The organism is Variovorax sp. P4_B11, assembly GCF_056402355.1.
This window is the reverse complement of sequence record NZ_JBFUHO010000024.1, coordinates 41,492-54,774: the sequence shown is the minus strand read 5'-3', so window position 1 is coordinate 54,774 and position 13,283 is coordinate 41,492. Positions and strand designations below refer to the sequence as shown.

Here is a 13,283-nt window from a genome sequence, read left to right as displayed (position 1 = left end):
CCGCTCACCACCTCGTCCCCGGTTTTCTGGAGATCCATGCCCCGCTTCATTCACACCGCAGATTGGCAGATCGGGCGCCAGTTCGCTTCTTTCGACCCCGAACATGCGCCGATCCTCGCGCAGGCGCGCATCGCCGCGGTCGAGCGCCTGGCCGCGCTGGCGGCCGAGCACCGGGTCGACGCGGTGCTGGTCGCCGGCGACGTGTTCGACGCCCAGACGGTGTCGGAGCGCACCGTGCGCCGCCTGTTCAATGCGCTGGCGGGCTACGCCGGCCCCTGGCTGATGATTCCCGGCAACCATGACGCCGCCCTGGCCGAAAGCGTCTGGACCCGCGCCCAGCGCCTGGGCGCCGTGCCGCCCAACGTCCATCTGTTGCTGGCGCCCGAGCTCCGGCTTTTCGAGGCGCAGGGCTTCGCGGCGCTGCCGGCCCCGTTGACGCAGCGCCACACCTACAACGACCTGACGGCCTGGTTCGACGGCGCCGAGACGCCGGCCGGCCTGCTGCGCATCGGCCTCGGGCACGGCAGCGTGCAGGGCATCCTGGCCGAAGGCATCGATTCGGCGAACCCGCTGGCGCCCGATCGCGCCGCCAGCGCGCGGCTCGACTACCTGGCCCTGGGCGACTGGCACGGCTGCAAGCGCATCGACGCCCGCACCTGGTACGCCGGCACGCCCGAGCCCGACCGCTTCAAGGCCAACGACGCCGGCCAGGCGCTGCTGGTGGAGATCACGGCGCCGGGCGCCGAGCCGCAGGTGACGCCGCTGGCCGTCGGCCAGTTCCGCTGGCACCTGCTGGGCGCCCATTTGCATGTCGCGAGCGATCTCGATGGCTTGCTGGCGCAACTCGCGGAGCTCGGCGCCCAGGAGGTGGTCGACCTGCGCGTGCAGGGCCGCATCGACCTGGCAGGGCGGCAGCGGCTGCAAGCCGCGGTCGGCAGCGCCGAGGCGCGGGCGCGCCACCTGCAGGCCGACCTGTCGGCGCTGCAGCTGGTGCCGACCGACGAGGACATCGCCGGCCTGCAGGCCGACGGCTACCTGGGCGAGGTGATCGCCGCGCTGCGCGAAGCCCAGGGCGGCACCGACCCGCAGGCGCAGGTCGCGCAGGACGCGCTCGCCCTGCTGGCCACCGCGCTGGTGCAGCGCGCGCCGGCGGCGGCCATCGTCCCGCTGGAGGCGGCGGCGGCATGAGCCTTCAGATCACCCGGCTGCGCGTCGAGCAGCTGCGTCGTTTCCGCCAGCCGCTGGAGCTGCGCGGCTTCGAACCCGGGCTCAACATCCTCGCGGCCCCCAACGAGGCCGGCAAGAGCACGCTGGTGCGCGCCATCCGCGCCGCCTTCTTCGAGCGCCACCGCTCCACCGTGGTCGACGACCTGCGGCCCTGGGGCGAGGGCAGCAGCGCGGCGCCGCAAGTCGAGCTCGACTTCGTGCTCGACGGCCAGCCGCACCAGCTGGTCAAGAGCTTCCTCGGCAAGAAGCGCTGCACCTTGCGCATCGGCGTGCGCACGCTGGACGGCACCGAGGCCGAAGACCACCTGGCCCAGAGCCTCGGCTTCGCCTTCGCCAGCAAGGGGGCCAGCAAGCCCGAGCACTGGGGCATTCCGGGCCTGCTGTGGGTCGAGCAGGGCACCGGCCAGGAGCTGGACGTGGACCCGGCGCGCGACCATCTGCACGATGCACTGCAGGGGCAGGTCGGCGCCGCTGCGGGCGCGCTGGCGGCCACCGGCGGCGATGAGCTGCTGGAGCAGTTCCGGGCTCAGCGCAATGAACTGCTGACCAGCACCGGCAAGCCGCGCGCCGCCTACCTCGAGGCGGCCGAGGCGATCGCCACCCTGCAATCGCAGGCCGATGCGCTCGACACCCAGATCGCCAGCTACCGCCAGCAGGTCGACCAGCTGGCCGCGCTGCGCCTGGAGCATCGGACCGACGAGGTGGCCCAGCCCTGGGAGGCGCTGCGCCAGGAACTGGCCGCCGCCCGCCAGCGGCAGCAGGCGCTGCAGGCGAGCCAGGCGCAGCTGCACGGCGACCGGGCCCGCCTGCTTCAACTCGAAGGCACCCGCGGCCTGCTCGCCAAGGAACTCGAAGCGCTGGCGCGGCAGCAGTCCGACGCCGCCGCCCGCGGCCAGGCCCAGGCCCAGGCCGCCGAGCAATTGCAGGCTGCCGATGCGGCTGTGGCCACGGCGCGCCAGCATGCCGAAGCGGCCCGCGCGCGTGCCCACGCAGCCCGCGAGGCCTCGCGCATCGCCCGGCAGGAAGGCCAGCGCGACAGCCTGCGGCAGCAGGTGCGGCAGGCCGAGACCGAGCGCGTTCGCAGCGCGGAAGCGCTGCAGCGCGCCGAAGAAGCCCAGCAGCGCCTGGCCGCGCTGCGCGCCGTTGCCGCCGCGGCGCCCACCATCGGCAAGGCCCAGGTGCAGCGGCTGCTCGAACTCGACCGCGCCGAACGCGATGCCGCGCTGCGGCGCCAGGCGGTGGCCACGCGGCTGCAGTTCAACCTGCCCGAGGGCCAGAGGCTCGGCCTGCGCACCCAGGGCCAGAGCCTCGACCTGCAAGCCCGCGGCGAGCGGCTGCTCGATGCGCCGACCACGCTCCAGCTGCCCGGCGGCGGCGAGCTGATCATCACGCCGGGCGGCGATGACCTGGCGCAGCTGGCCCGCAGCCATGCGCAGGCGCAGCAGGGGCTGCAGGCCGGGCTGCTGGCGCTGGGCGTGGCCGACCTTGCCGAAGCGCAGGCGCGGCTCGGCGCGGTCGCCGATCGCGAAGCGCAGATGCGGCTGGCCGAGCAGGCTTTCGCGATCGTCGCGCCGAAGGGGCTGGAGCCGCTGCGCAGCGCCCAGGCCGAGGCGCAGTCGCGCATCCGCACGGCGCAGGAAGCCCTGGCCCGCCTGCCGGCGGCCCCGGCCGAGGCCGTGCGGCCGCAGGACCAGGCCGAGGCCGAGCAGGACGCCGCCGCGGCCACCGAGGAGCGCACCGCCGCCGCGCTGGTCCAGGCGCAGCGCCGCCAAGCCGCGGCGCAGAGCCTGCACGACACGGCCCGGCACGAGCAGCGCGCGGCCCAGGCCGCGCTGGCCGATCCGGCGCGCACCCGGCGCCAGGCCGAGGCGCAGCTGCAGCTGCTGGCCACCGGCGCCGAGCATGCTGCGCTGGCGGCGCGGATCGAGGAGGCCGGCGCCCAAGTGCGCGAGGCCCGGCCCGACATCGTGGCCCAGGACATCGACCGCCTGCAGCGCAGCATCGAGCAGATGACGCGCAGCCACCAGCAGCGCCGCGAGGACGTCCTGCTGCTCGAGAACACGCTGCAGCAGGCCGGCGCGCAGGGGCTGGAGGAGCAGCGCGACGCGCTGGCCGGCCGCCTTGCCCAGGCCCGCCGCCGCCATGCCGAACTGCAGCGCCGCGCTGAGGCGCTCGACCTGCTGTGCAGCATGCTCGACGCCAAGCGCCAGGCCACGCTGGCCCGCCTGCAGGCGCCGCTGCAGGAGCGGCTGCAGCACTACCTGCCGCTGCTGCTGCCCGGCGCCACGGTGCAGATCGACGCCGGCCTCGCGCCCGGCACGCTGATCCGCACGCAGGACGGCGGCGCGATCGAATCGGGCCAGGTGCAGGACCTGAGCTTCGGCGCCCGCGAGCAGCTCGGACTGATCAGCCGCTTCGCCTACGCCGACCTGCTGCAGCAGGCCGGCCGGCCGACGCTGCTGATCCTCGACGATGCGCTGGTGCACAGCGATGCGCCGCGCCTGGCCCGGATGAAGCGCGTGCTCTTCGATGCCGCGCAGCGCCACCAGGTGCTGCTGTTCACCTGCCACCCGCAGAATTGGCAGGACATGGGCGTGGCCGTGCGGCCGCTGGCCTGACACGATCCCCCATCCCCCAAGCAATGACCGACCCTGTCCTCCTCCCCGGCTTCATGGCCGTGCACAGCAACCATCCGGAAGCGCTGCGCGACCTGATGCTGGCCTGGATGGCGCGCCATCCGCTGGCGCCGCTGGAGGACGAATGGGTGCTGGTGCAGAGCAACGGCGTGGCGCAGTGGCTCAAGCTGTCGCTGGCGCGCGATGCCGGGCAGGGCGGCATCGGCATCGCCGCCGCATTGCAGACCGAGCTGCCGGCCGCCTTCATCTGGCAGGCCTACCGCACGGTGCTGGGCGTCCAGGCCGTGCCCGCGGCCTCGCCCTTCGACAAGCCCTTGCTGGTATGGCGGCTGATGCGCCTGCTGCCCGCGCTGCAGGGCGAGGCGGTGTTCGCGCCGCTGCGCCGCTTCCTGGCCGACGACGCCGACCTGCGCAAGCGCCACCAGCTGGCCGAGCGCTTGGCCGACCTGTTCGACCAGTACCAGGTCTACCGGGCCGACTGGCTGGCCGGCTGGGCCGAAGGCCATGACCGGATCGTCGCCAGCCGCACCGGTGCCCAGCCGGTGCCCGACGAGCTGCGCTGGCAGCCGCGCCTGTGGCGCGCGCTGCAGGGCGACGTCGGCCCGGCCGGCGCCACCCACAGTCGCGCCGCCGTGCACCAGCGCTTCATGGCCGCGGCCGCCGGCTGGCAGGGCGAGCGGCCGGCCGGACTGCCGCGGCGGCTGGTGGTGTTCGGCATCTCGTCGCTGCCGCAGCAGTCGCTCGAGGTGCTCGGTGCGCTGGCGCGCTGGATGCAGGTGCTGATGTGCGTGCACAACCCGTGCGAGCACGACTGGTCGCACATCGTGGCCGACAAGGACCTGCTGCGCGCCGAGCGGCTGCGGCAGCGCCGGCGCCCGGGCGGCGAAGGCGTCATCGCCGAGGAGAGCCTGCACCTGCACGCGCAGCCGCTGCTGGCCGCCTGGGGCAAGCAGGGCCGCGACTTCATCCGCCTGCTCGACGCCCACGATGCGCAGGAGGCCTACGCGCAGCACTTCGATGCCATCGGCCAGCGCATCGACTGCTTCGACGCCAACCCGCGGGACACGCTGCTGCGCCAGCTGCAGGACGACATCCGCGACCTGCGCCCGCTGGCCGAGACCCGCAAGACTTGGCCGGCCGTCGACGCGCAGGCCGATCGCTCGATCCGCTTCCACGTCACGCACGGCCCGCAGCGCGAGGTCGAAGTGCTGCACGACCAGCTGCTGTCGGCCTTTGCGGCCGATGACACGCTGCGTCCGCGCGACGTGATCGTGATGGTGCCCGACGTCGCCGCCTACGCGCCGCACATCCAGGCCGTGTTCGGCCTGCTGGCCGCCGACGATCCGCGCCACCTGCCCTACACCTTGGCCGACCAGGGCCAGCGTCACCACGACCCGCTGCTGGGCGCGCTCGAGAAGCTGCTGGCCCTGCCGCAATCGCGCATCGCGGTCAGCGACCTGCTCGACTGGCTCGAAGTGCCGGCCTTGCGTGCCCGCTTCGGCATCGACGAGAACCAGCTGCCGCTGCTGCACCGCTGGATCTCGGCGGCCAACATCCGCTGGGGCCTGCATGCCGAGCAGCGCCGCATGCTCGACCTGCCCGAGGCGCTGGCGCAGAACAGCTGGGACTTCGGCCTGCAGCGCATGCTGCTGGGCTATGCCGTGGGCAGCGGCGAGGCCTGGCAAGAGGTCGAGCCGCTCGACGAGGTGGGCGGGCTCGACGCCGCGCTGCTCGGCCCGCTGGTGCAGTTGCTGGCCGCGCTCGAATCGCATTGGCGCACGCTGGCCACGCCGGCCGCGCCCGCGACCTGGGGCGAGCGGCTGCGCGCGCTGCTGGCCGACTTCTTCGCCGCCGACGAGGACAGCGACGGCTTCACGCTGAAGCGGCTCGAAATCTCGCTGCAGCAGTGGCTCGACGCCTGCGCCAGCGCCGGCCTGGCCGAGGAGATTCCCCTGTCGGTGGTGCGCGAGCACTGGCTGGCGCAGATCGACCAGCCGACGCTCAACCAGCCCTTCTTCGCCGGCGCCGTGACTTTCGCGACCCTGATGCCGATGCGCGCGATTCCGTTCCGCGTGGTGGCGCTGCTGGGCATGAACGACGGCGACTATCCGCGCAGCCGCGTGCCGATGGACTTCGACCTGATGGGCCACGACTGGCGGCCCGGCGACCGCTCGCGGCGCGAGGACGACCGCTACCTGTTCCTCGAGGCGCTGCTGTCGGCGCGCGAGCGTCTGCACATCAGCTGGGTCGGGCGCAGCATCCTCGACCATTCGGAGCGCCCGCCCTCGGTGCTGGTGGCCCAGCTGCGCGACCACCTCGCGGCCGGCTGGCGATTGGCGGGCGACGAGCACCTGACGCAGCAGGAAGCCGCCAAGCGGCTGTTGCATGCGTTGACTGTCGAGCACCGGCTCCAGCCCTTTCACCCGGCCTACTTCACGCTCGGCGGCGATGCGCGGCTGTTCAGCCATGCGCGCGAATGGCGGTCCGGCCTGCAGGCACCACCGTCGATCGAAGCGGATGCCGGTGCACCGGCACTGGCGCCCTGGGCCTTCGACGGCCCGCTCACGCTGCGCCTGCTGGCCGACTTCCTCAAGGACCCGGTGCGCAGCTTCTTCAGGCAACGCCTGGGCATTCACTTCGAGGTCGACGATCCGGTCGGCGAGGACGAGGAGCCCTTCGCCATCGATGCACTGGAGAACTGGCAATTGCAGAACGAACTGATCCAGGCGCAGCGCGCGGCGCTGGAGGCCGGCGGTTCGCGCGAAGAGGCGATGGCCGCGCAGCTTGCGCGCATGGCGCGGCGCGGCGAACTGCCGGCCGGCCACTTCGCCGACCTCGCCCAGGAGCGCCTGGCCGAGCCGATGGAGAAGATGTTCGCCGAGTACACGAAGGCGCTGGCCGAATGGCCCGAGGCGCTGCCCGATGCAGCGCTGGATTACCTGCCCGAGGGCCTGGCAGAGCCGCTGCGCCTGTCCGACTGGCTCGGCGGCCTGCGCGCGAATGCCGGCGGCGAGCGCTGCCGCCTGCTGCTCGACAGCGGCAGCCTGGTCAAGGACGGCCGCTACCGCCTCGACAAGCTGGTGCCCTTCTGGGTCGCGCACGTGGCTGCGCACCTGGAGGGCGGTGCGCTCACCAGCCGCATCGTCAGCAAGGCCGGCAGCGTGACGCTGCATGCGCTCGACGTGGCGCAGGCGCGTGCCAGTTGGTCGGTGCTGCTGGACGCCTGGCAGCAGGGCCTTGCCCGGCCGCTGCCGATGGCGCTGCGCAGCGCCCTGGCGTGGCTGGGCAAGGGCGGTTCCGCGGCCGATCCGGCGGCCGGCGCGGCGCGCGAAGCCGCACGCGCCAGCTACGAGGACAGCGACCCGCAGTACGGCAAGTTCGGCGAACGCGACGGCAATGCCTACCTGGCCCGCGCCTATCCCGATTTCGAGGCGTTGTGGGCCGATGGCGAGTTCGCCCGCTGGGCCCTGGCGCTGCTGAAGCCGATGAGCGATGCGGTCGGCCGGGCGCCGGCCAGGGAGGCCGCATGACCTTGCCCTCCCTGCTGGAGCCGTTCCGCTTCCCGTTGCGCGGCAGCCGGCTGATCGAGGCCAGCGCCGGCACCGGCAAGACCTTCACGATCGCCGCGCTGTATTTGCGGCTGGTGCTGGGGCACGGCGGCGCGGCCGCCTTCACGCGGCCGCTGGCGCCGCCCGAGATCCTGGTCGTCACCTTCACCGATGCCGCCACCAAGGAACTGCGCGACCGCATCCGGGCCCGGCTGGCCGAAGCGGCCGAGGCCTTCCTCGCGGATCCCGCGGCGGTGCAGCCGAAGGCGCCGGGCGAGGACCTGCTACACGACCTGCGCGCCGACTATCCGCCCACGCAATGGCTGGCCTGCGCCCGCACCTTGCGGCTCGCGGCCGAGTGGATGGACGAGGCCGCGGTGTCCACCATCCACGGCTGGTGCAACCGCATGCTGCGCGAGCATGCCTTTGACAGCGGCAGCCTGTTCACGCAGACGCTGGAGACCGATCAGCGCGAGCTGCAGGCCGAGGTCGTGCGCGACTACTGGCGCAGCTTCTTCACGCCGCTGGCGCCGGCCGATGCGAAGCAGGTGCACGGCTGGTGGGCCACGCCCGATGCCTTGCTGAAGGCGGTCGAGAAGCTGGTCGGCCTGAGCGAGGTGCTGGGCGAAGGCCTGCCGCCTGCCGCGGCGCTGCAGCGCGCGCGCGAGCGCACCGGGCGCGAGCTGTCCGTCCTCAAGGCACCGTGGGCCGGCGACGAAGGCTGGGCCGCCGAGCTGCTGGCGGGCCTCGAGGCCGCCGCCGCGGCCAAGCAGTGCAAGCTGCCCAAGCGCAAGGAGTGGATGCAGAAGCTGCGCGACTGGGCCGAGGGCGATGCGCTCCTGCCCGCGCTGACCAAGACTGCCTGGGACCGGCTCACGCCGAGCGGATTGAGTGACGGCTGGAGTGGCGACACCGCATTGCTGCGCCATCCGGCGCTGCACGCACTGGCCGGCCTGCAGGACGCCGCGAGGACCCTGCCCGACGGCCGCCAGGACCTGCTGCGCCACGCGGCCCGCTGGACCGCCGAGCGCTTCGCCGGCGAGCAGGCGCGCCGCGCCCAGATGGGTTTCGACGAACTGCTGACCCGGCTCGACGCCGCGCTGCAGGGCCCCAACGGCGAGCGTCTCGCGGCCCTGATCCGGCGCCAGTTCCCGGTGGCGCTGATCGACGAGTTCCAGGACACCGATCCGCTGCAGTACCGCATCTTCGACGCCGTCTACGGCATCGCCGCCAACGCGCAGGACAGCGCCGTGGTGCTGATCGGCGACCCCAAGCAGGCGATCTACGCCTTCCGCGGCGCCGACATCCACACCTACCTGGCGGCCCGGCGCGACACCGGCGGGCGGCACGCCACGCTCGGCACCAACTTCCGCTCGACCCCCGCGATGGTCGAGGCGGTCAACCGCGTCTTCCGGCAGGCCGAGGAGCGCGAGGAAGGGCAGGGCGCCTTCCTGTTCCGCGCGCGTGGCGAGAACCCGCTGCCGTTCCTCGCGGTGCAGGCGCGGGGCCGCAGCGAGCGCTGGGTTGTCGCCGGCGAGGACGCATCCGCGCTCACCTGCTGGACGCTCGATGCCGACCCGCCGCCCGGCAACGGCGAGGCCCAGCGCCTGATGGCCGCCGCCTGCGCCACCGAGATCGTGCGGCTGCTCGCCGATGGCCTGGCTGGCCGCACCGGCTTCGCGAAACAAGGCGAGGCGCTGCGTCCGGTGCAGCCCGGCGACATCGCGGTGCTGGTCAACAGCGGCCGCGAGGCCGGCGCGGTGCGCCAGGCGCTGGCCCAGCGCGGCGTGCGCAGCGTCTATCTGTCGGACAAGGATTCGGTCTTCGAGAGCCCGGTGGCGGCCGAGCTGCAGCGCTGGCTGGCCGCCTGCGCCGAGCCCGACGATGACCGGCCGCTGCGCGCCGCGCTGGGCAGCGCCGCGCTGGCGTTGAGCTGGACCGAACTCGACCGCCTCAACCACGACGAGCTGCAGTGGGAAGCGCGGGTGCTGCAGTTCCGCCGCTACCAGCAGACCTGGCGGCGCCAGGGCGTGCTGCCGATGCTGCGCCACCTGCTGAACGACTTCGGCGTGCCGCAGCGCCTGCTGGCCGCGGGGGACGAACGCACGCTGACCGACCTGCTGCACCTGGCCGAACTGCTGCAGCAGGCCAGCGCGCAGCTCGACGGCGAGCACGCGCTGATCCGCTGGCTGGCCGAGCAGCGCGAAGACAGCGCGAGCGAGAACGAGGCGCGCAAGCTGCGCCTCGAAAGCGATGCCGACCTGGTCAAGGTCGTCACCGTGCACAAGTCCAAGGGGCTCGAGTATCCGCTGGTCTTCCTGCCCTTCGCCACCGCCTTCCGAGCCGCCAAGGCCGACGACCTGCCGCTCAAGTGGCACGACGACCAGGGGCGACGCGTGGTCGCGCTGCAGGCCGATGCCGATGCGCTGGAACGCGTCGACCGCGAGCGCCTCGGCGAAGACCTGCGCAAGCTCTACGTGGCGCTCACGCGTGCCCGCCATGCGACCTGGATCGGCGTCGCGCCGCTGGCCGGCGTGGAGCGCAGCGCGCTCGGCTACCTGCTGGGCGGCGGCGCGTCGCTGCCGTCTTCCGCTCTCACCGACGCATTGCTCGAACTGGCAAAGACTTCTGCGGCGATCGCGGTCGAAGCCGCGCCCGCGGCGGGCGACGAACGCTATCGCCCGGTCGCTGCCGCCCCGCAGCTCGCGCCCGAGCCCGCGCTGCCCCCGGGCCCGCGCGAGCGCTGGTGGATCGCCAGCTATTCGGCGCTGAGCCGGGCCGCCGACACGCTCGACGACGAAGCCGCGCTGGCGCTCGGCGAGCCCGCGACGCGGCTGGCCCTGCCGCCGACGCCGACCAGTGCCGCCGAGGACATCTACGCCGACAGCCGCTCCGATGCCGCCGCGCCGGAAGTCGAGATCAACGCGCCCAGCACCGGCGGCCTGCACGACTTCCCGCGCGGCGCCGGCCCGGGCAGCTTCCTGCACGGCCTGCTCGAATGGGTGGGCCGCCAGGGCTTCGGGCGCGTGCGGTCCGACGTGGCGGCGCAGGCCGACCTGGCCGACCTGATCGCCCGGCGTTGCAACCTGAGCGGCTGGAGCGCCTGGACCGAGCCGCTGCGCCAGTGGCTGCTGGGCTGGCTGGCCGCGCCGCTGGACCTCGCCGCGCTGGGCCCCGATGCCGGCGCCGTGGCCCCGGCGTCGCTGGGCCGGGTGCAGATCGAGATGGAGTTCTGGTTCGGCGTGCAGCAAGTCGACCTGCGCGCGCTCGACGCGCTGGTCTGCCGCCACACGCTCGGCGGCGCGCCGCGCGCCGCCCTGCTGCCGCAGCAGCTCAACGGCATGCTCAAGGGCTACATCGACCTCGTCTTCGAGCACCAGGGCCGCTACTTCGTGGCCGACTACAAGTCCAACTGGCTGGGCCCGCGCGATGCCGACTACACGCCCGCCGCGCTGCGCGACGCCGTGCTGCAGCACCGCTACGAGCTGCAGTACGTGCTCTACGTCTTCGCGCTGCACCGGCTGCTGCGCGCGCGGCTGCCCGACTACGACTACGAGCGCCATGTCGGCGGCGCGGTCTACCTCTTCCTGCGCGGCCACGCGGCGCCGGGCCAGGGGCTGCACTGCGAGCGGCCGCCGAAAGTGCTGATCGATGCGCTCGACGCCCTGTTCGGCGGTGCGGCGATCCCCGCGACGGAGTTGTCGGCATGAAAGCCTCGTCCGTGTCCGCCGGCGTCTTCCTCGGCCCGCTGCCCGCGCGCCACGCGCCCCTGCTCGCCGACCTCGATCGCTGGGTCGCCGAAGGCTGGCTGCGCGCGCTCGACCGCAGCTTCGCGGCCTTCCTGGCGCAGAAGGCGCCCGATGCCGATCCGCTGCTGATCCTCGGCGCCGCGCTCGCCAGCCATCAGCTCGGCCGCGGCCATGCCTGCCTGGACCTGCAGGCCGCGCTGGCCGATGCGGGCCTGGTCTTGTCGATGCCGCCCGAAGGCGCTGGGCGGGCGGCCGAGGACGCCGCGCCGATCACCGCGCCTTCGACCTTGCTGGCCGGCGTGACGCTGGCGCGCTGGACCAAGGCATTGACGCATCCCGCGCTGGTCGGCGGCGGCGCCGGCGCGACGCCGCTGGTGCGCATCGGCCATCGCCTTTATCTGCGCCGCTACTGGCAGTACGAGCAATCGGTGCGCGCGGCCATCGCCGAGCGGGTCGCGACGCCCACCGCGGTGGCCGCGCCCGAGGCCCGGGCCACCCTGGCCGCGGCGCTCGACGTGCTGTTCCCGCATCGCGACGGCGCCGCCGTCGACTGGCAGAAGATCGCTTGCGCGCTCGCGGCGCGGCAGGGCTTCGGCATCGTCACCGGCGGCCCGGGCACCGGCAAGACGACCACCGTGGTGCGCTTGCTGGCGGTACTGCAGCACCTGGCGCTGGCCGGCGGGGAGGGCCGCCGCCTGCGCATCCGGCTGGCCGCGCCCACCGGCAAGGCGGCGGCGCGGCTCAACGAATCGATCGCCGGCGCGGTCGAGCGGCTGCCGCTCGACGGGCTGGCCGATCCGGCGGCGGTGCGCGCGGCCATCCCGACCGAGGTCACGACGGTGCACCGGCTGCTCGGCAGCCGCCCCGACACCCGCCATTTCCGCCATGACGCTCGCAATCCGCTGGCGCTCGACCTGCTGGTGATCGACGAAGCCTCGATGCTCGACCTCGAGATGATGGCGGCCGTCTTCGCGGCGCTGCCGCCGCATGCGCCGTTGATCCTGCTCGGCGACAAGGACCAGCTCGCCTCGGTCGAGGCCGGCGCGGTGCTGGGCGACCTCTGCCGGCGCGCCGATGCGGGCCATTACAGCGTCGACACCGACACATGGCTGCAGGCCGTCACCGGCGAACTGCTCGAGCCCGAGCTGTGCGATGTCGACGGCAGCCCGCTCGACCAGGCGGTGGTCAAGCTGCGCATCAGCCATCGCTTCAGTGCCGCGAGCGGCATCGGCAAGCTGGCCGAGGCGGTCAATGCGGGCGACGCCGGCGCGGCGCGGCGCGTGTTCGAGCGCGGCTATGCGGACCTGTCGCAGCAGCGCAGCCTCGACGACGCGGCGCTGCGCCGACTGGTGGTCGACGGCGCCCCCGAGGGCTTCGCGGGCCAGGGACAGGGGCGCCTCGATGGCGGGAAGGCCGTGCCGCCGCCGGCCGGCTACCGCCACTACCTGGCGCAGATGCGCGAAGGCAAGCCGGGCATCGATGCCGCGCAGGCCGACTTCGACGCCTGGGCGCGCAAGGTGCTCGCGGCCTATGGCAGGTTCCAGCTGTTATGCGCCTTGCGCAGCGGCCCGCAGGGCGTCGAGGGACTGAACCAGCGCATCGCCGGCCTGCTGCGCGCCGAGGGCCTGCTGGAGGCCGAGCATGGCGGCTGGTACCCCGGCCGTCCGGTGCTGGTCACCCGCAACGACTACGGCCTGGGCCTGATGAACGGCGACGTCGGCGTCACGCTGGCGATGCCGAGCTCGGTGCCTGGCGAGCAGCGCCCGCGCTGGACCTTGCGCGTGGCCTTCGCCGCCGGCGACGGCCAGGACGGCATCCGCTGGGTGCTGCCGAGCCGGCTGCGCGCGGTCGAGACCGTGTTCGCGATGACGGTCCACAAGTCGCAGGGCTCCGAGTTCGCGCATGCCGCGCTGCTGCTGCCCGAACGGGCCAGCCCGGTGCTGACGCGCGAGCTGGTCTACACCGGCATCACGCGGGCCCGGCACTGGTTCACGCTGGTGGCGGCACCCGAGGTGATGCAGGGCGCGGTGCGCAAGCGGGTGGAGCGGGTCGGGGGACTGGGGGATGCGAAGTGAACCCCGCCGAGCCCAGCCACGGGCTCTTGCCGCTCGGTGCGTCGACTG

General features: G+C 73.6%; 5 protein-coding genes. All 5 read left to right on the top strand.

Annotation, left to right across the window (positions count from 1 at the left end; translation table 11 throughout):
* Positions 1-36 precede the first annotated feature (36 nt).
* From AC1DYD_RS21165 to recD, 5 genes are read left to right on the top strand one after another with little or no spacing between them, the layout of a single operon-like run.
* Positions 37-1,188 (top strand): metallophosphoesterase family protein, encoded by a 1,152-nt coding sequence (locus AC1DYD_RS21165; protein WP_478174715.1) that lies wholly within the window; start codon positions 37-39, stop codon positions 1,186-1,188.
* The gene (locus AC1DYD_RS21160; protein ID WP_478174714.1) at positions 1,185-3,845 is read left to right on the top strand and encodes an AAA family ATPase; all 2,661 of its coding nucleotides are present in this window, start codon (positions 1,185-1,187) and stop codon (positions 3,843-3,845) included. The genes AC1DYD_RS21165 and AC1DYD_RS21160 overlap by 4 nt, the downstream gene beginning before the upstream one ends.
* Positions 3,846-3,868: 23 nt before the next feature.
* Positions 3,869-7,393 (top strand): exodeoxyribonuclease V subunit gamma, encoded by a 3,525-nt coding sequence (gene recC, locus AC1DYD_RS21155; protein WP_478174713.1) that lies wholly within the window; start codon positions 3,869-3,871, stop codon positions 7,391-7,393.
* Positions 7,390-11,121, top strand: coding sequence for an exodeoxyribonuclease V subunit beta (gene recB / locus AC1DYD_RS21150; protein ID WP_478174712.1), 3,732 nt, complete (start codon positions 7,390-7,392; stop codon positions 11,119-11,121). Before recC ends, recB begins: the two co-directional genes overlap by 4 nt.
* A complete protein-coding gene (recD, locus tag AC1DYD_RS21145; RefSeq protein ID WP_478174711.1) occupies positions 11,118-13,235 on the top strand; it encodes an exodeoxyribonuclease V subunit alpha in 2,118 nt (705 codons plus the stop codon). The genes recB and recD overlap by 4 nt, the downstream gene beginning before the upstream one ends.
* Positions 13,236-13,283: the final 48 nt, after the last annotated feature.

Coding starts and splice junctions, on each gene's coding strand:
- AC1DYD_RS21165 (WP_478174715.1), top strand. CDS start 37: ATGCCCCGCTTCATTCACACCGCAGATTGGCAGATCGGGCGCCAGTTC.
- AC1DYD_RS21160 (WP_478174714.1), top strand. CDS start 1,185: ATGAGCCTTCAGATCACCCGGCTGCGCGTCGAGCAGCTGCGTCGTTTC.
- recC (WP_478174713.1), top strand. CDS start 3,869: ATGACCGACCCTGTCCTCCTCCCCGGCTTCATGGCCGTGCACAGCAAC.
- recB (WP_478174712.1), top strand. CDS start 7,390: ATGACCTTGCCCTCCCTGCTGGAGCCGTTCCGCTTCCCGTTGCGCGGC.
- recD (WP_478174711.1), top strand. CDS start 11,118: ATGAAAGCCTCGTCCGTGTCCGCCGGCGTCTTCCTCGGCCCGCTGCCC.